Consider the following 22,182-nt stretch of genomic DNA (forward strand, 5'->3'; position numbering starts at 1 on the left):
GAGGCATACCGGTGACCGGGGATCTGAGCTGGGTACCGCCGGAAGTCGACACCACGGTGCCGAATCCGGCGCGAGTCTACGATTATTGGCTCGACGGCGATCACAATTTCCAGGTGGACCGCGAGCTGGGTGAGAAAATACTCAACATCATGCCGGGAGTCCGCGACGCGGCCCGGCTCAATCGCGCATTCCTGCGCCGCGCCGCACTTTTCATGGCCGAATCCGGCATCCGGCAATTCCTCGACATCGGCTCCGGAATTCCGACCGTCGGGAACCTGCACGAAATCGTGCAGAGTGTCGATCCCGATTCGCGTGTCGTCTACGTCGACCGCGAATCGGTCGCCGTCGCGCACAGCCAGCTTCTGTTGGCGGGCAACAAGAACTGCGCCGCGATCCAAGCGGATCTTCGCGATGTCAACGACATCGTCAACCACGAGCGGACTGCCGAGCTGCTCGACTTCAGCCAGCCGGTCGGTGTGTTCATGTTGCTGCTGCTGCATTTCGTGCCGGACTCGTGGGACCCCGCCGGTATCGTCGCGCGCTACCGGGAGCGGCTCGCGCCCGGCAGTTTCCTCGCCGTCTCCCACGTCGCGGCCGACTCGAACGCGCCGAAACTCGACGAGGCCGTCGAGGCGTACAAGAGCACCCAGAATCTGCCACAGCCGAGGACGCACGAGGAGATCGTGCGTTTCTTCGACGGCTTCGAACTCGTCGACCCCGGGGTCGTCGGCTGTGCGATGTGGAACCCGCAAGGCGCGGGCGACATGTCCGACGACCCCGAGATCAACGCGCTCCCCTACGCCGGGGTCGGCCGCAAACCCTGACCACGGGTGAAGACGCGGAGGTCCTCGGCGAGCAGATCGGGGGCCTCCATCGCCGGAAAGTGCCCGCCGCGGTCGTACTCCGACCAGTGCTTGATCTTGCCCTTCGGGTCCATGAGGCCCTGGATCGTGGTGTCGCCCGCGAACACGGCGACCCCGGTGGGCGGGCCTTCCTGTTCCCAGTCGCCACTGGATTCCTGTTGCGCCGCAAGGGCTTTCCATGCCTGCATGCCGTCGTACACGGCGTGCGCGGTAGACGCGCCGGATTGGGTGAACCAGTACAGCGTGACATTGGTGAGCAGCTGGTCGACGTCGACGGACCCGGGCAGCGCCTCGGCAGGCTCGGTCCACTCGTGGAACTTCTCGACGATCCAGGCGAGCTGGCCGATCGGCGAGTCGTTGAGCCCGTACGCCAGCGTCTGCGGTCGCGTCGACTGCAGGTGGAGGTAGCCGATCCCCTCTTCGCGGAACTGGTTGAACTTCTCGGCCCGCGCCCGGTCGGCGCCGGTGAACGCGTCGACGTCGAGCGCCGGGCCGAACGGCGTCGACGCCGAGGTCCCGGTGAGGTGCACGCCGGCCACGCCCGCCGGGTCGACGAACGGGAGCACACCCGCGACGCCGGCGCCGACATCGGTGCCCTGCACGACATAGCGCTGGTAGCCGAGGCGTCCCATCAGCGTCGCCCATGCCTGTGCGACGCCGAAGAGGTTGAAGCCCTGCTCGGCCAGCGGCGTCGAAAAGCCGTAGCCCGGCAGCGACGGGATGACCACATGGAACGCGTCCGCGGGGTCGCCGCCGAACTTGGCCGGGTTCGTCAGCGGTTCGATCAGGCGCAGGAACTCGACCGGCGAGCTGGGCCAGCCGTGGGTCAGGATCAGCGGCATCGCGCCCGGCTCCGGCGACCGCTGGTGGAAGAAGTGGATCCGCTGGCCGTTGATCTCGGTCAGGAACTGCGGGATCTCGTTCAGCGCAGCTTCCCGCGCACGCCAGTCGAAGCCGCCGGCCCAGTAGTCGGCGAGCTCCTTGAGGTAGGCGGGCGGGACGCCGCGGCTCCAGTCGGCGGCGGGCGAGGCGGGCCAGCGGGCTCCGGCGAGGCGGTTGCGCAGGTCATCGAGGTCGGCCTGCGGGATCTCGATGCGGAAGGGGGTGATGTCGTTCGTCATGAGAGCAACGCTAGAAGGCTATGCGGAAAGGTACGTTCCGCAATGGATGCCAGACTTGAAGAATGTTGGAAACCTCGGCCCGGCTGCTGCGGCTGCTCTCCCTGCTGGAGACACGCCGTGACTGGACCGGCCCGCAGCTGGCGGACCGGCTCGAAGTCACCACGCGCACGATCCGCAACGACATCGAACGCCTGCGCAGCCTCGGCTACCCGGTCGAAGCCGCGCCCGGCGCCACCGGCGGATACCGCCTCGGCGCGGGCGCGTCGCTGCCCCCGCTGCTCCTCGACGACGAGGAAGCCGTCGCCGTCGCGATCGGACTGCGCACGGCGGCGGGCGGAACCGTTGCGGGCATTGAGGAAACCTCGGTCCGCGCACTGGCCAAACTGGAGCGATTGCTGCCGTCCCGGCTGCGACGCCGGGTCGGTGTGCTGACCAGCACCGTCGTCACACTGCCCCGGCACGGCCCGGAGGTCGACCCGGCCATCCTGGTCGCGATCGCCGCGGCGTGCCGTGACCATGAGCGGCTGCGGTTCGGCTACCGCGGCCACGACCGCACGGACAGCCTGCGCGTCACCGAGCCGCATCGGCTGGTGCACAACGCGGGCCGCTGGTACCTGCTCGCGTGGGATCTGACCAGGGAGGACTGGCGGACCTTCCGCGTCGACCGCATCACGCCGAAACTGCCTGCCGGGCCTCGGTTCACGCCGCGCTCGATGCCGGACGAGAAGGTGAGCGAACGGGTTTCCTCGGGGCTCGCCATGGCGACCTGGCGCTACCAAGCGCGGGTGCGCGTGGACGCGCCGGCGTCGCACGTGAAGGCCAAGCTGCCGGTGGCGACCGTGGAGCCGGTCGACGACCGGACCTGCGTGCTCACCGCGGGTTCGGACACGCCCCAGATGCTGGCGTTCTACTTGGGACTGCTCGACGCGGACTTCCACATCGACGAGGCCGAGGCTCCCGAACTCGCCGCCTACCTCCGGAAACTCGCCCAGCGCTACGCCTCCTCGGTCCGGGCCCCGGGATAAAGCGGGCTTTACTCCGCGGGATAAAGCCCGCTTTATCCCCGGGAGTAAAGCGGGCTTTATCCCGGAGCCGCGCACGGCACGGCATTGACCCGGGTCGGGTGCCACTCGTAGGATTGTCGACAATCCGCGTGTGGCGGATACCGAGCACGGACGCAGGAGGTGTGTCATGGCCAGGAGGATGTCCATTTCGCTGGACAAGCGCGGCGTCAGCTGTGTGGCCGAGCTGCTCGACAAAGACGCGCCGCTGACCTGTGACGCGGTCTGGGAGCACCTGCCCCGCGGCGGCGACGCGTACCACGCGAAGTACGCGCGCAACGAGGTCTACGCGATGGTCGAGCGGTTCGCCGAGATCCCGCAGGAGAATCCGACGGTCACCCCGATCCCCGGTGACGTCGTGCTGTTCTCGTTCTCGGCGGGCATGCTCGACCGGAAGTTCAAGGAAGAGAAGGGCATCGACGCGCTGCCCGGCGTGATCGACCTCGCGATCTTCTACGGGCGCAACAACCTTCTGCTCAACGGGGACGTCGGCTGGGTGCCCGGCAACGTCTACGGGACCATCGTCGAGGGGCTCGACGAGATGGCCGAGGCGTGCAACGACGTCTGGCGATCGGGCGGGGCCGGCGAGCGGCTGGTGTACCGCCGGATCACCGAGTGACACCCGAGTACCCCACCGGCCCCGAACTGCTGACCCAGCACGGGGTCGGGGTGATCGCGCCGTTCGACTTCGCGCTCGACCGGGAGCTGTGGCGCTGGGCGCCGCCGGACGTCTCGCTGTATGTGACCCGGCTGCCGTTCACGCCGGCGCCGGTGACCGTCGAACTCGCCGAAGCGCTGAGCGACCTGGACAGCATCCGCCGCGCGACGCGGGACGTGCTCGCACCGGAACCACTCAGCGTGGTGTACGCGTGCACGTCCGGGAGCTTCGTCGGCGGCGCGGCGGGAGAAAGGGCCTTGACACAGAGCATGCTCGACGCGGGCGCGCCGAGCGCGTCGAGCACCTCCGGCGGGCTCATCGAGGCGCTCGGGCTGCTCGGCATGACCAAGATCGCGGTGGTCACGCCGTACATCGACAGCGTGACCCAGCGACTGCTGGACTTCCTCACCGAGCATGGCGTCGAGGTCGTGTCGAGTGTCGGGCTGGGACTGCTCAGCCACATCTGGAAGGTCGGCTACGCGGAGGTCATCCGGGCGGTGGCCGACGTCGACGACGCGGACGCGCAGGGCGTGTTCATCAGCTGCACCAACGTTCCCACCTACGACATCATCGCCCCGCTCGAGCGGCTGCTCGGCAAGCCGGTGCTCACCGCCAACCAGGTGACCATGTGGTCGGCGCTGCGGCCCATGGGTTTCCGCGCGTCGGCCGAGGAGCAGCTGCTCGTCAAGGCGACCCACCCGCACGCCGCTTGAGGAGGACCATGTCCCGCGTCGGATTCCTGTACCCCGGCTTCAGCGCCGAAGACGAGTACCCGGTCATGGCGCGGCGCCTCGGTGTCGAACTTCCGTTGGCGCACACGGAGATGCGGGTCGACGCGCACCGGGTGGACGCGCTGCTCGACATCGGCGGCGACGACGTGCTCGCCGAGGGGGCCAAACGGCTCGACGACATTTCGGCGATCGTCTGGGCGTGCACGAGCGGGAGCTTCGTGTTCGGCTGGGACGGTGCCGAGCGGCAGGTGTCGGCGCTGAGCGCGGCGGCGGGCGTGCCCGCGTCGAGCACCTCCTTCGCGTTCGTCAACGCGGTGCGGCATCTCGGGCTGCGCCGCGTCGCGGTCGCGGCCACCTACCCCGAGGACGTCGCCCGTCGCTTTGTCGATTTTCTGGCGACGGCCGGGATCGAGGTGGTGTCGCTGGCCTGCCGGGGCGTGATCACCGCGGCCGAGGTCGGCACGCTCGGCCGCGAGGACGTGCTGGAGTTCGTCGCGGCGAACGACCATCCCGACGCCGAGGCGGTGCTCGTGCCCGACACCGCGCTGCACACCGTGGCCTGGTTGGCCGATCTCACCGCCCGTGCCGGCAAGCCCGTGCTGACCGCGAACCAGGTCAGCGTATGGGAGGGTCTTCGGCTGATCGGGTCCTGTGATCGAATGACGTTGTAATTCTTCGGTCACGAACACGTATAGGCAGTGGATCTTGCGTAACATTACCCGTGAGTAGTCGTTCCATAGTGTGAAGTAATTCCCGTGAAATTGCTCAGATCCAGTTCACCCGGTAGGCAGGCGGGGTTCTGGGGATCATGCTTGCGGTGACTGTGCGTGGCAGCAGCGGGCGGAGTTTCTATCGAAGGAGTTAAGTCGCTCCTCCGATGGGTCTTTGCCCGCGACAATTGGCGAGGGGCCAAATGGAAGACATCACCAGGTTCGCCACCGAGGTGAAGCGGCTTCGGCGGCGGTTGGGGGTGTCGCTGACCGCGCTGGCCCAGCAGACGAGCTTCAGCGAGAGCTACATTTCGAAGATGCTGCGCGGCGACCGCCCGCTGAGCCCGCGCGTCGTGAAAGAGCTGGACAACGCGCTGAAGGCCGAAGGCGCGCTCGAGCGCATGGCCGAGCAGCAGGAAGAAGAGGCGAGCATCGAATGGCTGCGCCCCGCGCAGCTGCCGCCCGCGGTCGACAATTTCGTCGGCCGCGAGGCCTACGTCCGCAAGCTCGACGCCGCGATCGCCATCCCGCCCGCGCCCGGCGCCGCGCGCACGATCGTGATCGAAGGCGCGCCCGGCGTCGGCAAGACCGCGCTGCTGCTGCACTGGGCCGCCACCATCGCCAAGCGCTTCCCCGGCGGCGTGCTGTTCGCCGACCTGCACGGCTTCGCGCCCGGCGAGTCGGCCGATCCCGGCGACGTGCTCAACGAGTTCCTCCGCGCGCTGGGCGCGCCCGCCGAAACCGCGATGACCAGCCTGGAGTCGCGCACCGCCCGGTTCCGCTCGATGCTCGCGGCGAAGCCGACGCTGGTCGTGCTCGACAACGTCGGCACCTATCAGCAGATCAAGCCGCTGCTGCCCGGCCAGGGCAGCGTCGTGCTGGCGACCACGCGCGTGCACCTGTTCGGGCTCGCGGTGAACAGCGGCGCGACGCGCGTCTCGCTCGATCGGCAGCCGGTCGAGGAGGCTCTCGATCTGCTCGGTCGCCTGGCCGGGCCCGCGCGGATCGACGCCGAACGCAAGGCGGCGGAGGTCGTGGTGCACCGCTGCGGCAGGCTGCCGCTGGCGGTCCGGATCGCCGCCGAGCACCTGGCCACGCACCCGCACCTGACCCTGCGCGCGATGGCCGACGCGCTGGCGCCGGAGGGTCACCGGCTCGACATGCTGGCCACCGCCGACGAGTCGGTCGACATCCGCAGTGTCTTCGACCTGTCGTACCGCGCGCTGAAACCCACCGCGGCGCACATGTTCCGGCTGCTGGGAATCTTCCCCGGCAAGACGATCGACGCGCCCGCGGCGGCCGCGCTCACCGGCGAACCACTGAGCGCGGCGCGCAACAGCCTCGACGCGCTCGTCGCCGCGAACCTCGCGGAGACCACCATCGGCGACCGGGTGCACCTGCACGATCTGCTGGCCCTGTACGCGGCCGAGCGCGCCGAGAAGGAAGAAACCGTCGCCACCCTCACGGAAACCCGCGACCGCGTGCTGCGCTGGTACTTCCTGACCGGCCTGAACGCGGGCAACACGCTCGCGCAGGGCTGGGCGGGCCCCGCGCTGACCGTCGACGAGACCGGGCTCTCCCCCGTCTTCTTCACCGACGACTACGACTCCGCCGTGTCCTGGTACGAAAACGAGGGCGACACCGTGCTCGCGCTGGCGCGCAACGCACACGAGCACGGCATGTCCCGGCTCGCGTGGCTGCTGCCCTGCACCCTCATGCCGTATTGGTACCTGGTCAAGAACATGGGCGCCTGGCTCGCCGGCGCGTCCGCCGGACTCGCCGCCGCGCGCGAGGCGGGCGACGAGCTCGGCATGGCGCGGTCGCAGCACAGCCTCGGCGCGGCCAAGCACGAGCTGCACCGCGACGACGAAGCGTTGCCCCATATGGAGGAGGCGATGCGGCTGCACGCCCACCTCGAGGACGACCGGGGGCACGCGTACGCCGCGTTCGGCCTAGGCACCGTCTACACCGGACTCGGGCGGCACCACGACGCGCAAGCCATGTACAACATCGCCGTCGAACTGTTCGCCGCCAGCGACTTCGACCTCGGCATCGCGATCGTGCACCACCAGCTCTCGACCGCGTACGGCACGATGAACCAGCTCGACGACGCGACCCAGACGGCGCACCAGGCCTTGGAGATCGGCCACCGGCTCGGCAACACCCCCGTCGAAGGCTGGGCGCGACACCGTCTCGGTGTGCTTTACCAACGGCAGAACCAGTTCCCGACCGCGCTCGTCCAGTTCGACAGGGCGCTCGCGCTGAGGCGCGCCAGCCGCGAGCGCTGGGGCGAGGCGGAGACCCAGCTGGCGCGTGGCGAAACGCTGTTAGCACTCGACCGGTTACCGGACGCACACGCGGCTTTCGAGGACGCGGCCACCATTTTCGACGATCTCCACGACCCCCGTGCCCTGGACGCTCATGCGCAGCTAGCAGCGCTGGCCAACCGCCAATAGAGCACCCCCGGATCCGCACATTTTGTGCGGTTTTTGTGCGGGGTTTGTCCGTTGCAATGCACGTGCTTGTCACAGAGAGTTGACCCATGCGAATCAGCACTCCGAGGAGCGCGACGCCGGCAACGATCGAGGGGTCGAGGGTCGTCGTTGCGGCGTAGTTCGCATTCGACGGGTGATGGCCCTGCCATCGGCCATCACCCGTCGACAGCACATCCAGGCAGGAGGCACCCGATGTCACTTCACTACGTTCTCGAATGCGGGCATCAGCAGGCCCTGCCGACCATCCGCCAGATGCTCGCCGACCTGTCCGCGCTGCCGTGCTCCGCCTGGTGCGAGTGCTGCGACACCAGGCGTGTCGTCATCGAACTCGCCGACCCGCTCGACGAGACCACGACCATCCCGCGGCAACGGGTCGGCTAGCCCGCCCCGTTGCGCCGCGAAGGCCGCCCACCCGAGACGTCGGACGCGGCCTTCGCGGCCTAAAACCTCCTTCAGGCGGGAGGAACCGTAGGGGCGTTCTTCCCGGGGAAGCGGGAAGGACGCCCCTCACGACGTTCAGGCGTCCTGCCACCTGACCGCCGAGGGCCGCACCCCGCCGCGCTCCATGAACTCCCGCACAGCCGAGTCCACCTCCGCCGAGGACACCTCTGCGTTGGCGGGATACTCCCGGTTGTTCCGGTAGAAGTAGTAGGTCTTCGGAGTGCCCGCACTCGCTCCACCGACGCTGTAGCAGCCGTCCGGGTAGTCATCGCCGCTGTAGAACAACACGCCGACCTCGCCGCGGAGCCCGACGTCGAGACCACAGCTCACCGGGTCGTCTGCCAACGTGACCTCGAGCTGCACCGGCCACCTCTCGACGTAGGCGGCACGCACCTCACCGAGCAGAGCGTCGAGTTCGGCCGTCGTGCTGACGACGACCGGCTCGTCGCCGTGCTCAGGTCCGTACGACACAGCGAGCTTGCTCACCACCAGCGTTCCTTCCCGCCCTTGTAGACCTTCTTGAAGCCGTCGATTCCGTACACCGTCAGCTCGTAGCCTTCAGGTAGCAGCACCGGCAACAACCGGTCGCAGCTCCACGTTCCGCCACAGGGCGAATTGTTCAGGATCACCGTGCAGCGCCTCGTGCCAGTCTTACGCATCCGTACGGCCAGCTTCAATTCGACGTCGGCGCTGACCGAAAGACGGCGGCGCATCCCCAGCTCACGCAGGACCGCATCGACCTGCTCAGCGTCGGCGTCTCGGCCGCTGACCAGTTCGTCGGTCTGCCCATCCACGTCGAACCAACGACCGTGCGTCTTCCGGCCCACTGTGTTCGGGTTCGCCACAGGTGGTGGCATCTCTTCATGGATCCGGGCCACCTGCGCCGGTGTGAACTCGGCGGCCCGCACCGCATCGGTCGCACGGGATCGCAGCCCCGCTGGTTCGTTCCTGCCTACGACGCTCGACGTCGGGCGGCGCAGATCGCAACCAAGTCGATCGGCATAGTCCCTGATCAGATCCTCAGCGACTTGGAGCATTTCCGAGACGGCGACGAGCGCCATGCGTGCTTCATGCCAGCCGACGGCAGCGGCTTGCGACTCCGGTGACGCCGTACCCGCGGTGACACGTGCGAACGTGTCCTGCGCTTCCGCCAGCAAATCGACCGCCTGCGTCAAGGTGTCGAATGGCAGGCACCCGAGTGCCCGGCTCAGCGCGGAAACCAGCTCCTCGACGGACACTTCATCCCCCGACCTCGACCCACCGACCATCGTGACCGACGCGGGTGCCGGATCGCGGCCGTTCACCGGGCTATCACCTGAACGGGCAGACCCCACGGGATAAAGCGGGCTTTACTCCGCGATGTTTAGCGGGCTTTATCCCCGGGAGAAAAGCCTGCTTTATCCCGGTCGGGGGGGCGCCGTCAGGTCAGAGGTGTTCGGCGAGGCCTGCGTAGCCGACGTCGTGGAGGCGCTGGCCTGAGGTGACCGAGTAGCCGGGGCCCGCTTCGATGCCGAGGCCTTCGACCATGCGGTTCATGAAGTTGAAGAGCGCGCAGACCAGGACCGCGTCGTGGAGGGCTTGGTCGTCCCAGCCTGCCGCGAAGACGGCTTCGGCGTCCGAGGCGGTGATCTTGGCCGGGGTGCGGGTGAGCTTGCCGACGTAGGCCAGCACCGGCTTGAGCTTGTCGTCGACCGGGGCGGTGTCGAGGTCGGTCAACGCCGCCGCGAGGAGGCCTTCGGGTACGCCGAACGCCTCCGCGGTGACCGTGTGGATGCCGTGGCAGTAGTCGCAGCTGTTGACGCCCGAGACGTACGCGGCGATCAGCTCGCGCTCGCCGGGGGTGAACACCGACGGCCCGCGCAGTACGACCTCGTGGAGGTCGAGCAGCGGGCGGGCGGTGTGCGGGTTCGCCTGGAACACCTGCAGCAGATGGGAATCCTCGGGCAGGGACTTCAGGAACATCCGTTCTCCCTCATCAGACTTCGGCGCCGATGTGCAGGATATCGAACGATTCCTTGTTGTGTATCCCGATCTTCACGCGCAGATCTTCCTTGACCTGGAAGATGAATCGTTTCGCCGTTCCCTCCGGGAACACGTCGTAGATCAGGAACGCCGTGCCGTCGCCCACGGAAAAGAGGGCTTTGTACATGGCGTTCTTGTCAGCCTGGCTGGCCGACGCGGCCCACCGTTCGAGCACAGGCAACCCCTCGGTGAGCCGGAGGCGCATAGCCATGCGGTGGCCTCCTCGCCAAAAAGAGCGGACTCCGGCAGCTCAACCAATTTTGCCGGTAGCCCGCCTCGGCGGTCTTCTTCGATCTTGCCCAGGACAGGCGCAAAGGAAAAGTTGTCGGCCGGGCCCCCGAAGCGGTGTCCTTGCTATAGCAGAAAACACACTGCATGGGGAGTGAAAAATGACTGAATACCTTGACCCTTATGAACTCTTCGCGGATGACGAATTCGATGCCGTACTCGAAGACCGCACGGAAGAAGTGGACGAAGCCGCATGAGCGTGGTGAAGCGCCAGCGGACCTGCGCGGTCTGCGGCGCGCCCTTCGCCGACGGGGAACTGGCCGAGCTGGAGCCGTTGATCGACGGCGTGATCCGCTACCTGGCGGTGCATCGCGGGCACAGCACCTGGCGCAGGCGGGACGAGGAAGAGTTACCGAAGGCGAGTTGAGTCCACAGCGGACTCTCGCCACGAGGGACCACGCCACGGGGAGACCGGGGCGGGCTTCGCCGGCCGCGGCTGGGCGGCCAGCGAAGCGAGCACCGCGATCAGCGCGGCGAGCTCTTCGGCGTCCGGGACGCCGCGCTCGATCCTGATCTCGGTCATACCGGCGGGTTCCCGTGCTTGCGCTGGGGCATCGGCTTGCGCTTGTCGCGGACCATGGCCAGGCCCCTGGCGATCGCCGAGCGGGTGTCGACCGGGTCGATCACGTCGTCGACGAGGCCGCGTTCGGCGGCGTAGCCGGCGTGCATGAACTCCTCGGTGTACTCCGCGACGAGCTTGCTGCGCAGCCTGGCCGGGTCCTTCGCGGTCGCCAGTTCCTTGCGGTGCAGCACATTGACCGCGCCCTCCGCGCCCATCACGGCGATCTGGTTCGTCGGCCAGGCCAGCGACAGGTCCGTGCCGATGGCGCGGGAGTCCATCACGATGTACGCGCCGCCGTACGCCTTGCGCAGGATGACCTGCACGCGCGGGACCGAGGCCTCGCAGTAGGCGGACAGCAGCGTCGCGCCGTGCCGGATGATGCCGGAATGCTCCTGCTCGACCCCCGGCAGGAAGCCGGGCACGTCGACCAGTGTCACCAGCGGGATGCCGAACGCGTCGCAGAACCGCACGAACCGGGCCGCCTTCTGCGACGCCGGGCCGTCGAGCACACCGGCGAACACCAGTGGCTGGTTGCCGACGATGCCGACCACGTGCCCGTCGATCCTGGCGAAGGCGCAGAGCACGTTGGCGGCCCAGAGTTCGTGGATCTCGAAGAACTCGCCGTCGTCGACGATCTCGGCGATGACCTCGCGCATGTCGTAGGGCTGGTTCGGCTCGACGGGGACGATCTCGGCGAGCCTTGGCCGCTCGTCGTTCTCGGCGCCGGACCCGCCGGTGTGCGGCGCCTGCTCCAGATAGTTCCTGGGCAGCATCGAAACCAGGTAGCGCACGTCCTCGAGGCAGCTCTCCTCGTCGTCGTGCACGACCGTGGCCACCCCGGACAGTGAACCGTGCACGTCCGCGCCGCCGAGCTCGTCGTGCGAAACCCGGTGCCCGGTAACGGCTTCGACCACGTCAGGGCCGGTGAGGTACATCCTGGCCGTGTCACGGACCATGAACGTGAAGTCGGCCAGCGCCGGCGAGTACGCCGCGCCGCCGGCACACGGGCCGAGCACGACGCTGATCTGCGGGATCACCCCGGACGCCTCGACCTGGCGGCGGAAGATGCCGCCGTAGCCGTGCAGCGCGAGCACACCCTCCTGGATGCGCGCGCCACCGCTGTCGTTGAGCCCGATCAGCGGCGAGCCGGTGGCGACCGCGAGGTCCATCACCTTCTGGATCTTCGCCGCGTGCGCCTCGCCGAGCGAACCGCCGAACAGCGTGAAGTCCTGCGCGTAGACGTAGACGCGGCGGCCGTCGATGGTGCCGGAGCCGACCACCACGCCGTCGGTGTGCGGGCCGCCGGAGCGTCGCCTGGTCAGCTGCTGCACCTCGGTGAACGAGCCCTCGTCGAGCAGCAGGTCGAGCCGTTCACGCGCGGTGCGCTTGCCGAGCGAGTGCTGCCGCTGCACCGCGGCGGCGTTGCCGTCGAAGATCAGCGACCGCTGCTCGGCCCGGTGCGCGCGCAGCATTTCCATCGATTTCGCCTGCTGTATCAGCGAAATCACCCTGCCGTCGGAAGACCGGCTCAGCTGCCGCCAAGACCGGTCCTCCGGCGGCGGGGCGTACGCGTAACCGGCCCCTTCGGTCACGCCGCCCGTCCCATGCGGTCCCTGTCGCGCTCGATCTCGGCCACCACGTCGCTCCAGCGCAGGCCGCGGGCGAGCTGCGGGGTGCGCACCGGCGCGGGCTGGAACATCAGCAGGGCGATCTCTTCCGTCTCCGTGGTCTCGGTCGACGCCTCGTTCGTGGTCATGCCATCGCCTTTCGGGATTCGGTGTGCGACGCGGTGCCCGCCTGCCTGGCGGTCAGCCGTCCTGTCCGGTGCAGCCAGCGGACGCTGTCCGTCACCGTGTCCGTGAACTCACGCGGGCCGATGCCCGCCGTCGGCGCGCCGCCGTCGGTGGGCACCGCGACCGCGCAGGTGTACAGCGCCCCGTACTCGGCGGGGATATGCCATGGCCAGCCACGCTGGACGAGATCCGCGGTCTTGCCGATCGGGAACATCGCCTTGGCGGGCAGGAAAAGCGTGGGCAGCGCGCGCCCGGTGACCGCGCGCACGGTCTTGAGGTACGCGCGGGTCGTCAGGAAGTGCGACGGCCCGAACACGCGGCTGCCGCCGGGGGCGGTGATCGCCTCAGCGTGCATCAGCGCGGTGTCCCTGACGTCGCCGAGCGGCAGTCCGCCCGACGGCCAGAACGGCATCAGCCCGCGCAGCACGTCACGCAGCCGCGCGTTCTGGTCGCCCAGATGCGGATCGTGCGGGCCGAGCAGCGCGGGCGGATAGGTGATGACGACCGGCGCGCCTTCGTCCTGATGCCCGCGCGCGATCTCCTCGGCCGCCGCCTTCGTCGCGAGATACGTCTCCCTCGGCTTGCCGACCGGCGACCAAGGGCCGATCGACGCCGAGAGTGACGGGAAGAGCGCGCCGACGCTCGACACGTGCACGGCCGGGACGCCCCGCTTGCGTGCCGCTTCGAGCACGACCTCGGTGCCGCGGACGTTGGTGCGCGCCATGGCCTCGCGGTCCCGGCTGTCGAACGAGTACACGGACGCCGCGTGCAGCACGGCGCCGGTCCCCTTGACGAAGGCCGCCATGGCCCGCGCGTCGGTGACGTCGCCCACTGCGACGTCGACCGCCTTCGAGTCGACGCCGAGCGGGCCCAGCGCCTTGACGACCCTGGCTTCTTCCCTTGCCAGCAGCCGAACCCTGTGTCCACTTCGGACTATCTCGGCCACCGAGTGGGCACCCACGAAGCCGGTACCACCGGTCACACCCACCAGCATCCGACCCACCCCTCCCTCTGGTTTTAGCCCGAAAGCGTCTTTCGGTCCTTGGTAGGGACCGAAAGACGCATTGGGGACCTCCTACGGACCGAAAGACGCATTGGGATTTTTTAAGCGGATTGGCGGGCTCGGGGCTCGATGTCGTGGTAGCCGCCGCCGTAGAAGACGAGTGCTTCTTGGGCGGTGCCGCGGCTGGCGGAGAGGACCTCACCGACGAAGATGGTGTGGTCGCCGCCTTCGTAGGCGTGGGCGAGGCGGCATTCGAGCCAGGCGAGCGCGCCGTTGAGCAGTGGCGCGCCCGTGTGCTTGCCGAAGGTGCAGTCGACCTCGTCGAACTGGGCGAGCCCGCCGGGGCGGCGCCAGTCGGCGAAGTACTTGGACAGGTCCCGTTGCCCCGAGCCGAGAATCGAGACGCCGAAGGAGTCGGCCGCCTCGATCGCCGAGTGCATCCTGGCCGCGCGGGAGACGCAGCACAGGACCATCGGCGGCTCGAGTGAGACGGAGCTGAACGCGTTGGCCGTCATGCCGTGGCCCGATTCACCACCGGCGGTGAGCACCGTGATGCCGGTGGCGAACTTGGCCATCACCTCACGCAGGCCCGTCTGCGAGGAGAGCCGCCGCGGTGGCAGCAGTCCCTTCACTACCGGCTCCACCACTTCATACCCCAGCCGTGAGGGTGTACGGGACCAGCGCTTCACGCAGCGCCTCCGGCACCCGTGAGGGCACCGTCGCCGTGTTCGGGCCGCGCATGCAGGCGATGCGCTGACGGCCGCGGGCGACCAGCCGCTCGCCGTCCGGGTGCAGGTGGACGTAGTCGAAGGCGAACTGGACCTGGGTCGAGGTCTGCTCCTCCAAGCGCATCCGGATGGACAGCTCGTCGAAGGCGGTGATCTCGGCGAAGAACTCACAGTCCACCTTGAGGGTGAACAGCTTCAGGTCGTCGCGGACCTCCTCCAGCACCGCGGGCGCCTTCTCCTTGAGGAACATCTCGCGGCACCGGCCCTGCCAGCGCAGGTAGTTCACGTAGTAGACGTTGCCGACGAGGTTGGTCTCCTCGAACCCGACCGTGTGGCGGATCTCGTAGTACCCGGACATGCTCAGTCCTCTCCCTGAAGAACAGCGAATACGATCGGATCCGGCTTCCCGTTGACCGTGGTCGCCCAGGTCGCGATCCGGGCCGAACCGCTCGACAGCAGCGCCCAGCCGTCCTTGTCCACCCGCCCGACGGTGAGTGCCTGCGTCATGGCGCCGGTCTTGCGCACGCATTCGAGCGCGGACCAGACCCTGGTGTTGGCGATGTCCGTGGACTCACCCGTCTCCGAGGCCAGCAGCGAGCCGACGGCGAGGAGGTCCTCGCCGAGCAGGCCTGCCCAGTCCTCTTCGGTGCGGGAGATGGCGGTCTCCATGTCGCAGGTGAGCGAACCGCTGCCCGCGACCACCAGTGTCAGCTCCGAGGTGTGCGATGCCGAAACCTCGACCTCGCCCGCCTCCGGCTTGCCGTCCGGCCGGTAGTGGATCGTCAGCGGACGGTCGACCGCGCGGCTCGCGGCCAGCTCCGTCTGCGCACGGCGCTCGGCCGTCTCCCTGGCGGGAGCGCCGGCGGGATCCGGCTCGAGCACGACCGCGCGCTGCCCGCCGAGCACCCGCTCGCACGCCCTTTCCAGGTACGAGCCGAGCATCGTCGGCACCCACGGGCCGGCGCCGTCACGCTTGCGGACCGCGCGCAGGCTCAGCCCTTCCCACCGCTCGACGAGCTCGCCGGACGGCGAGGTGATGTCGAGGTCGTAGACGTAGGTGTCGCCGTCCTGTGAGCGCTCGCGGGCGTCAAGCACCACGAAGTCACTGTCCTGATCGGACGGCTGGGCCAGGTACAGCTTCTCGATCCCTTGCGGCAGCAGTGTCGCGTCGGGGATGCAGCACTGGATCGCGTGCATCATCGCGTCGCGGGTGCCGGGGTCGGCGAGCAGCTGCTCCTGCGGCAGGAACGGGGCGAACCAGGACACCGACGCCGAGGTCGAGATCTCGGCGACCGCGTGCCGGGCGCTCGCCCTGCGGTATCCGGTGACGCGCTGGAAACGCTTGCCCTGGAACAGGACCTCGCCGTAGAGCTCGCTGATCGGGTCCACCGCGACCAACGGGATCTCGGTGCTCCTGACCGGCGCGTCCGACTCGGGCAGCCCGGGGCGGGGCAGCCGGACCCTGGCGCGGAAGTGGTCCGCGCTGAAGCCGGTGTCCGCACTGCGCAGCACCACGTCCACGTGCTCCTCGTCGCGGGCGAGCGCGGCCAGGCGGATCGTGTTCGAGCCGTCCGGCGGCACCACGATCGGCCGCAGGAACTCCACATCGGACAGCAGCGGGACACCGGGCCGTCCGAGCACGGCGGCGCTGACCTGGGTCATCGCCTCCATGCCGATGACCGCCGGGAACAGCAGCGCGCCGTCGAGCAGGTGGTCGGCCAGGTACGGGTCGCTGCCCGCGGACAGGTCGGCCTCGGTGATCAGCTCGATGCCCGGGTAGTGCACCAGCACGCGGTCGACGAACCGGGCCAGCGGCACCTCGGCGCGCTCGACCGGCAGCGTCGGCAGGCCGGCGGTGCGGCCACAGACGACCACGACGTTCGGGCCGTCGGGGTCGGCCAAGACCTGCCGCAGCACGTCGATGCCGACCTCGGTCGGGATCGGGGTGATGCCGTCGCGCAGCAGCGCGCCGACCACACCCAGCTTCTCGCCCATGCCCGCGCCCGACCAGACCGACCACTCCAGCGCGACGGCGCGCGCCTGCGGGTACTCCTGGCCGAAGCGCAGCGTCAGCTCGGTCATCCAGTCGTTGGCGGTGGCGTAGTGCGCCTCACCGCGCAGACCGGCGCGGCCGATGATGCTGCCGAAGGTGACCAGCAGCTTCAGGCGGTTCGGGTCGACGGAGTCGAGCACCGCCTTGAGGCCGCCGATCTTCGGCGCGACCGTCTGCTTGAACGTCTGCTCGTTCAAGGCGAACAACGCGGCGGGCTCGTTGCGCCCGGCGCCGTGCATGATCGCGGTGACCGGGCCGAGCGCGGCCTCGGCGCGGGCGACCGCGGCGCGGACCTGCTCGGCGTTGGTGACGTCGGCGCGCTCGTAGACGACCGTGAGGCCCGCCGCGTCCATCCTGGCCAGGTTTTCGGTCAGCTCGGCGTCGTCGGCCGGTGCGCTCCGGCCGAGCAGCGCGAGCTTGGCGCCCGAGTCCTTGGCCAGCGCGATCGCGCTCTCCGCGGTGATGCCCTTGCCGCCACCGGTGACCAGCAGCACGTCGGTCTCGTCGAGCGGGATCCGGCCGGTGGCCGACGGCGCGGACACGCTCAGGCTCGGAATGAGCCTGGTGCCGTCCGACTGGTAGCGCGCCTCGGTGAAGTCAGTGGTCGCCGCCACCTCCGAGACCACAATGGACACCGCTTCGGAAATCCCGAGCGCGTCGGCGGGCGCCACCTCGGCGAGGTCGACGATCGTCGTCTTCGCCGACGGGTCTTCCAGACGCAGCGTCTTGGCGAGACCCGAAGCGCCGAGTCCGTGCTGCACCACCACGAAGCGCGTGCCGTTGGGCGCGGCCATGGTCGTGCGACCGGCGTCGAGGAACAGGCGGATGTGCTGCTCGTCGCAGTCCTCCGGCAGGCACAGCAGCACACCGTCACCGAGACCGGCGTGCGCCAGCGCGTCGCGCAGCGGCTCCGCGAGCGGGTGCCCGTCGGTGGAGTAGACCGACCATTCGGCCGACGCGACCCCGGCGGTGCCGAGCCCGGCGGGCGGGCGCGGCGCGGGCACGTAGTCGACCGCGAACGGGCGGACCCAAGTGTCCACACCGGACACTTCGCCGCCACCGGCGCCGTCCTCCGGCTTCGAGGTCGAGGCCAGCTCGTCGATCATCTCGGCGAGCTCACCCAGGCACACGGTCGCGAAGTTCGGCATGCCCTCCAGCGCCGGACGGCCCAGTGCCCTCGTCACGTCGTTGACCAGCTGGCCGACCGTGATCGAGCTCAGGTGCAGGTCGTCGAGCGGGTGCGTGTCGGCCGTGACCGTCTCCAGCGGCAGCTCGACGCGCTCGGCGGCCAGCTTGCGCAGCAGCTCCAGCGTCGCGTTGCCACTGGCGTCCGCGGTGGTCGGCGCGGCGATCTCGCGCTCGGGGCGCTTGGCGTCGACCGTCAGCCCGGCGCCGATGGCCGGCGCGGACTCACACGGGCTGGCGAGGAACGACATCGCGCCGTCGAGCGGCAGCGGCCGCACGACCCGGCCGTCGAACAGCGCGGCGGTGTCGATGCGGACACCCAGCGCGAACGCGGCGGCCGCGATCCGCAGCACCGAGGTGAGCGAGGCGCTGTCGGTGTCGACGGCCAGCACCGGGGTGCCGGGCGCGATCTCCGCCATCAGGCCGGTGAGCACGCGGCCCGGTCCGACCTCGATCACCAGATCGCTGCGCTCGGCGACCTTCGCGGCCGCCTCGCGGAAGCGGACCGGCAGCACGACCTGGTCGCGCAGCAGCTCACGCAGTTCCTCGGAGGCGTGCAGCACGTCACCGGACACAGTGGACACGACCGGCCGCTCGAGCCTGGCGAAGTCGAATCCCGTGAGGTGCTCGGTGAACGCCACGGCCGCGGGTTCCACCGCGGGCGAGTGGAAGGCGTGCGAGACGTTGATCCGCGTGGCGGTCACGTTTTCGGCGCGGGCACGGGCGCAGACCCGTTCCACCGCGGACTCCGGGCCGGAGACCACGGTCTGGCCCGGCGCGTTGTACCCGGCGATGACGACGTCCTCGCCGCGGATGAACTCCTCGGTGCGGTTCGCCGAAGCGGCGATGCCCGCCATCGCGCCGCCGCCGTCGCTGGCCTTGGCCATGACCTTGCCGCGGACCTGCGCGAGCCGGACGACCTCACGCTCGTTGAGCGCGCCGCCCCAGTACAGCGCGGTCAGCTCGCCGAGGCTGTGCCCGGCGGCGATACCGGCCTCGATGCCGAGGTGGTGCAGCACGCGCAGCCCGGCGAGCGAGCCGGTGACGATGCGCGGCTGCGCGACCTCGGTGGCCACCTGGTCGCCGTTCGCGGGCAGCCCGGCGACCGAGAAGATCTCGTCGGCGGCGGGGAAGCGGCGCCGGATCGCGCCGACCGCGCCCTTGCCGGAACCCTGTCCGGGGAACAAGAAACCAACCTTCGGCGCGGTCTGCCGCTCGGAGCAGAACACGCCTTCCTTGTCGGAGAAGATCTCCGTGCCGCGCTCGTCCAGCAGCGTCAGCAGGCGGGTGAGCTTCTGCTCGGCGTCGTCCGGCGTGGTCACCACGACCGCCGCGCGGACGGGCTTGCCGCCGAGCTCCTTCACCAGCGCGCCCGCGAGGTCGGTGACCTCGGCCATGGACAGCTTGGCCACGACCGGGATCAGGTCGGTGACCCGCTCACGCAGCTGGTCGGCGTCTCTGGCGTCGAGCAGGAGCAGTTCGGCGTCCTGACGGCTCGCGACCAGCTGACGGGTCTCGGAGTCGAGGTCACGGCGCCGGGACGCGGCCGGGCCTTCACAGACGGCGACGTGGGAGTTGATCCCGCCGAAGCCCATCGCGGAGACACCGGCGCGGATCGCCCGGTCCGACGGCCACAGCTCCGCGGTCGACGGCACGTACATCCGCGCGGAGTCGCCGGTGAGCTTCTCGTGCGGCTCGAAGTGCGCGGTGCCCGGCGGGATGACCTGGTGGTGCACGGCCAAGGTCGCCTTGATCAACCCGGCGACCCCGGCCGCTGCCTTGGTGTGCCCGATGTTGCCCTTGATCGTGCTCAGCGCGGCGGGCGCGGCGAGCGGGTCGGCCTGGCGCCTGGCGCCGGACAGCGCCTCGATCTCGGTGGCGTCACCCAGCGCGGTGCCGGTGCCGTGCCCTTCGAAGTACGAGACCGTCTCGACGCCGTAGCCGGCGCGCTCGTAGGCGCGGCTCAGCGCGAGCTGGTGACCGGCCGCCTCGGGCCGCGTGATGCCGCCCTTGCCGTCGGAAGAGACACCCCAGCCGGAGATCGACGCGTAGACGCGCAGGTTCTGCTCGACGGCGTCGGCCTCGCGCATCAGCACGAGCATGCCGGAGCCCTCGCCGGGCCAGAAACCGTTGGAGCCCTTGTCGTAGACCTTCATCTCGCCCTTGGCGAGCGCGCCGGTCTTCGCGAAGCCGATGACCTCGAACGGGTCGATCGAGAGGTCCACACCACCGACGATGGCGACGTCGAGGTCGCGGTTGACCAGCGCGTTCGCCCCGGTGACCACCGCGAGCAGGCTCGACGAACACGCGCCGTCGACGGTGAACCCGCCGCCCGCGAAGTCGAAGTGGTTGCAGACCCGGCCCGCGATGGTGTTCGCCAGCCCGCCTGCGAGGGTGTCCTCGTCGATCTCGGGGAACGGCGCCTTGTACTGCAGTTCGAGGTCCTGCAGGAAGTTCGCGGTCTCGTCCTCACCCCAGCCGCGGTCCTTCAGCGCGGCGGCGACCGTGCGGCGCACGTACGGCCAGCGCAGGCGCATGATGTTCGCGCGGGAGAACTCGCCGGTCAGGCTGTTGCCGATGACCACACCGGTGCCCGCCTTCGGCAGGCCCTCGCCCTCGGGGAAGCCCGCGTCGGCCAGCGCCTGCGCCGCGACGTCCAGCGCCAGCCAGTGCGTGGTGTCGGTCGAGCGGAAGGTGCTGCCCGCGATCTTGTGCTTCACGCGGTCGAACTCGTAGTCGCGCAGCACGGCCGCCTTCTGGGCGTAGAACCGGTCCGGCGCCTTCGGATCCGAGGAGAAGTAGTCCTCGCGGTTCATCCGCTCATCGGGAAGCCGCCGGAACGCCCGGCGCCCGGCCAGCACGTTCTCCCACAGTTCGGCCGCCGACGTGGCGTCCGGGTACCGGAGGCCGATACCCACGATCGAGATCCGCTCACTACCCATGCCACCGCACTCCAATTAGCCGTCTGCGCTTACGAATCCGGGTTCCACGATGCTCTTGGTTCGGCGCGGCGTCTTCTCTTGGGATGCCCGCCGTCGCACTGCGGGCATGCTCGGAGAAGTTTGCCGTCCTTTATGGACAGTGGACGGTCACGGAACGGAGCCGCGCACCGAGCCCACCGCGAAGACCGCCGATTCGGCCCGCCGGTCGACGGGCGTGATCCAGGTGGCCGCATAGCCGTCGCCCGAGCGCCACAGCGCCCAGCCGTCCGGGTGCACTTCCACGATTTCGGGCTTGCCGGTCATCCCCAGCTCGGCCAGGCATTTCACCGCCGCGGCGAGCTGCGTCTCCCAGCCGGTCGCACCGGGCCCGGCGGGTTCCAGCGCGCAGGCGACGGGTTCGTCGGCGACCACGGCCAGCGTCAGCCCCATCGACCGCGCCGTGGCCACCTGCCTGCCACGCAGCGCGGGCCTGCCGTCGTCGCGGTACCGCACGTCGACCGGCGTGCCGAGCGCCCTGCCGATCGCCAGCCGCGCCTGGACGCGGTCATCGACGACGGACAGGCCGTCGAGGATGGCCGGATCGGGCTCGACCGCGACCGCGCGGCTGCCGCTCAGCAGGCGTTCGAGCGCACGTTCGAGGTAGGCGCCGAGCAACGGCGGCGCCCACGGCCCGGAGTGCCCCTCACGGAGCACCCGCAGCTTCAGGCCTTCCCAGTACTCGACGAGCTTCCCGCTGAGCGTGCGCACGGAGACGTCGAAGATGTGTTTCTTGTAGAGCTGGCCACGTTCCTTCGCGTCCACCACGACCGGCAGGCGCCGGTTGATCGGCGGCGGCACGAGCAGCCGGTCGACCCCCTCCGCGAACAAGGTCATGTCCGGCAGGCAGCAGCGCGCGGCGTGCAGCACGGCGTCGCGCAGCTCGGCGTACGGCCCGACCACGATCACCGCGCGCCTGGCGCTCACATGCCGGTAGTCGACGGTGCGCCGCAGCCGGTCGTTGTGGAACGACGCCGGTTCCAGCGGGACGCCGGGCAGCAGCGGGGTCTCGAAGCGTTCGGAACCGGAAACCGCGAGCGGATCGGTCGCCACACCCCACCTCCAGCCTCGACGAATGCCTCTCCCCCAGGGTCCTCCCGTGCCGGGCGAGCGGTCTTCTCCTTGGCCGCCCGGGTAAAGGGCTCGTGAGTGTTTAGGCCGGTTAGAACCGGCCGTATCACTCACGAGTCCCCGGGTTGGGGTGCGCGGCCCAGCCCCGCGGTGCCCGGCTTGGGTGAAGGAGGCCCCCACCCAAGCCGCTGGGTGAAGGAGGCCCTGACCCGAGATCCCGGGTGAAGGAGGCCCTCACCCGGCCGAATCGAGTGAAGGAGGCCCTCACCCGAAATATTGAGTGAGGGAGGCCCTCATCGGGTCGAACTGGGTGAGGGAGGCCCTGACTCAGGACAGCCGCGAGGCAACCTCGAGTGGCTACTACGCGATCGCCGCCGGAAACACCCACGACCGATCGAGCGCCTGCCGACCCACACGGC

The 22,182-nt window shown here is 69.5% G+C and carries 21 protein-coding genes; 8 read left to right on the forward strand and 13 right to left on the reverse strand.

Annotated features, from left to right (window positions below):
* Positions 1-11: 11 nt before the first annotated feature.
* The gene (locus AB5J62_RS33020) at positions 12-824 is read left to right on the forward strand and encodes an SAM-dependent methyltransferase (RefSeq protein WP_370943910.1); all 813 of its coding nucleotides are present in this window, start codon (positions 12-14) and stop codon (positions 822-824) included.
* On the opposite strand, the gene AB5J62_RS33025 is transcribed toward AB5J62_RS33020, so the two are convergent.
* The gene (locus AB5J62_RS33025) at positions 797-1,984 is read right to left on the reverse strand and encodes an epoxide hydrolase family protein (protein WP_370943911.1); all 1,188 of its coding nucleotides are present in this window, start codon (positions 1,982-1,984) and stop codon (positions 797-799) included. The genes AB5J62_RS33020 and AB5J62_RS33025 overlap by 28 nt on opposite strands.
* 62 nt (positions 1,985-2,046) lie before the next feature.
* Here AB5J62_RS33025 and AB5J62_RS33030 point away from each other — a divergent pair, with 62 nt between their 5' ends.
* The 6 genes from AB5J62_RS33030 (at position 2,047) to AB5J62_RS33055 (ending at position 8,020) form a co-directional block, all read left to right on the forward strand.
* The gene (locus AB5J62_RS33030; RefSeq protein WP_370943912.1) at positions 2,047-3,009 is read left to right on the forward strand and encodes a helix-turn-helix transcriptional regulator; all 963 of its coding nucleotides are present in this window, start codon (positions 2,047-2,049) and stop codon (positions 3,007-3,009) included.
* 166 nt (positions 3,010-3,175) lie between these two features.
* On the forward strand, positions 3,176-3,664 hold the full coding sequence (locus AB5J62_RS33035) for a DUF3830 family protein (RefSeq protein ID WP_370943913.1): 489 nt from the start codon (positions 3,176-3,178) through the stop codon (positions 3,662-3,664).
* Positions 3,661-4,416, forward strand: coding sequence for an Asp/Glu racemase (locus AB5J62_RS33040; RefSeq protein WP_370943914.1), 756 nt, complete (start codon positions 3,661-3,663; stop codon positions 4,414-4,416). Before AB5J62_RS33035 ends, AB5J62_RS33040 begins: the two co-directional genes overlap by 4 nt.
* An 8-nt stretch (positions 4,417-4,424) precedes the next feature.
* Positions 4,425-5,105 carry a maleate cis-trans isomerase gene (locus AB5J62_RS33045; protein ID WP_370943915.1) on the forward strand — a complete coding sequence of 227 codons (681 nt, stop codon included), beginning with the start codon at positions 4,425-4,427 and terminating at the stop codon, positions 5,103-5,105.
* 242 nt (positions 5,106-5,347) lie between these two features.
* On the forward strand, positions 5,348-7,600 hold the full coding sequence (locus AB5J62_RS33050; RefSeq protein ID WP_370943916.1) for a tetratricopeptide repeat protein: 2,253 nt from the start codon (positions 5,348-5,350) through the stop codon (positions 7,598-7,600).
* A gap of 231 nt (positions 7,601-7,831) precedes the next feature.
* Positions 7,832-8,020, forward strand: a complete 189-nt coding sequence (locus AB5J62_RS33055) for a hypothetical protein (RefSeq protein WP_370943917.1) — start codon at positions 7,832-7,834, stop codon at positions 8,018-8,020.
* Between the two features lie 135 nt (positions 8,021-8,155).
* Here the strand turns inward: AB5J62_RS33055 and AB5J62_RS33060 are convergent, their stop codons facing one another.
* The 4 genes from AB5J62_RS33060 to AB5J62_RS33075 all read right to left on the reverse strand — a co-directional run bounded on the left by AB5J62_RS33060 (position 8,156) and on the right by AB5J62_RS33075 (position 10,313).
* Positions 8,156-8,566: an Imm1 family immunity protein gene (locus tag AB5J62_RS33060; RefSeq protein WP_370943918.1), complete on the reverse strand. Its 411-nt coding sequence runs from the start codon at positions 8,564-8,566 to the stop codon at positions 8,156-8,158.
* The gene (locus AB5J62_RS33065) at positions 8,563-9,318 is read right to left on the reverse strand and encodes a DddA-like double-stranded DNA deaminase toxin (RefSeq protein ID WP_370943919.1); all 756 of its coding nucleotides are present in this window, start codon (positions 9,316-9,318) and stop codon (positions 8,563-8,565) included. The genes AB5J62_RS33060 and AB5J62_RS33065 overlap by 4 nt, the downstream gene beginning before the upstream one ends.
* A 187-nt stretch (positions 9,319-9,505) precedes the next feature.
* Entirely contained in the window at positions 9,506-10,042 is a 537-nt protein-coding gene (locus AB5J62_RS33070) for a carboxymuconolactone decarboxylase family protein (RefSeq protein ID WP_370943920.1), read from the reverse strand.
* A gap of 13 nt (positions 10,043-10,055) precedes the next feature.
* Positions 10,056-10,313, reverse strand: a complete 258-nt coding sequence (locus AB5J62_RS33075; RefSeq protein WP_370943921.1) for a DUF6235 family protein — start codon at positions 10,311-10,313, stop codon at positions 10,056-10,058.
* A 270-nt stretch (positions 10,314-10,583) separates the two neighbouring features.
* Between AB5J62_RS33075 and AB5J62_RS33080 the strand changes: the two genes are divergently transcribed.
* A complete protein-coding gene (locus AB5J62_RS33080; protein ID WP_370943922.1) occupies positions 10,584-10,757 on the forward strand; it encodes a hypothetical protein in 174 nt (57 codons plus the stop codon).
* Here the strand turns inward: AB5J62_RS33080 and AB5J62_RS33085 are convergent.
* The 8 genes from AB5J62_RS33085 to AB5J62_RS33120 all read right to left on the reverse strand — a co-directional run bounded on the left by AB5J62_RS33085 (position 10,740) and on the right by AB5J62_RS33120 (position 21,745).
* Positions 10,740-10,913, reverse strand: coding sequence for an acyl-CoA carboxylase subunit epsilon (locus AB5J62_RS33085; protein ID WP_370943923.1), 174 nt, complete (start codon positions 10,911-10,913; stop codon positions 10,740-10,742). The genes AB5J62_RS33080 and AB5J62_RS33085 overlap by 18 nt on opposite strands.
* Entirely contained in the window at positions 10,910-12,430 is a 1,521-nt protein-coding gene (locus AB5J62_RS33090; RefSeq protein ID WP_370950405.1) for an acyl-CoA carboxylase subunit beta, read from the reverse strand. Before AB5J62_RS33090 ends, AB5J62_RS33085 begins: the two co-directional genes overlap by 4 nt.
* Positions 12,431-12,540: 110 nt before the next feature.
* Positions 12,541-12,708, reverse strand: a complete 168-nt coding sequence (locus AB5J62_RS33095) for a DUF6222 family protein (RefSeq protein WP_370943924.1) — start codon at positions 12,706-12,708, stop codon at positions 12,541-12,543.
* Positions 12,705-13,739 (reverse strand): NAD-dependent epimerase/dehydratase family protein, encoded by a 1,035-nt coding sequence (locus tag AB5J62_RS33100; RefSeq protein ID WP_370943925.1) that lies wholly within the window; start codon positions 13,737-13,739, stop codon positions 12,705-12,707. The genes AB5J62_RS33095 and AB5J62_RS33100 overlap by 4 nt, the downstream gene beginning before the upstream one ends.
* Positions 13,740-13,849: 110 nt before the next feature.
* Positions 13,850-14,323: a flavin reductase family protein gene (locus AB5J62_RS33105; protein ID WP_370950406.1), complete on the reverse strand. Its 474-nt coding sequence runs from the start codon at positions 14,321-14,323 to the stop codon at positions 13,850-13,852.
* A gap of 73 nt (positions 14,324-14,396) precedes the next feature.
* Complete coding sequence (locus AB5J62_RS33110; RefSeq protein WP_370943926.1) at positions 14,397-14,834, reverse strand: acyl-CoA thioesterase; 438 nt, start codon at positions 14,832-14,834, stop codon at positions 14,397-14,399.
* Positions 14,835-14,836: 2 nt separating this feature from the next.
* A complete protein-coding gene (locus tag AB5J62_RS33115; protein WP_370943927.1) occupies positions 14,837-20,656 on the reverse strand; it encodes an SDR family NAD(P)-dependent oxidoreductase in 5,820 nt (1,939 codons plus the stop codon).
* 147 nt (positions 20,657-20,803) lie between these two features.
* Positions 20,804-21,745: a hypothetical protein gene (locus tag AB5J62_RS33120; protein ID WP_370943928.1), complete on the reverse strand. Its 942-nt coding sequence runs from the start codon at positions 21,743-21,745 to the stop codon at positions 20,804-20,806.
* Between the last annotated feature and the right edge of the window lie 437 nt (positions 21,746-22,182).

This window comes from Amycolatopsis sp. cg5 (assembly GCF_041346955.1).
In the GTDB taxonomy this organism is placed as follows: domain Bacteria; phylum Actinomycetota; class Actinomycetes; order Mycobacteriales; family Pseudonocardiaceae; genus Amycolatopsis.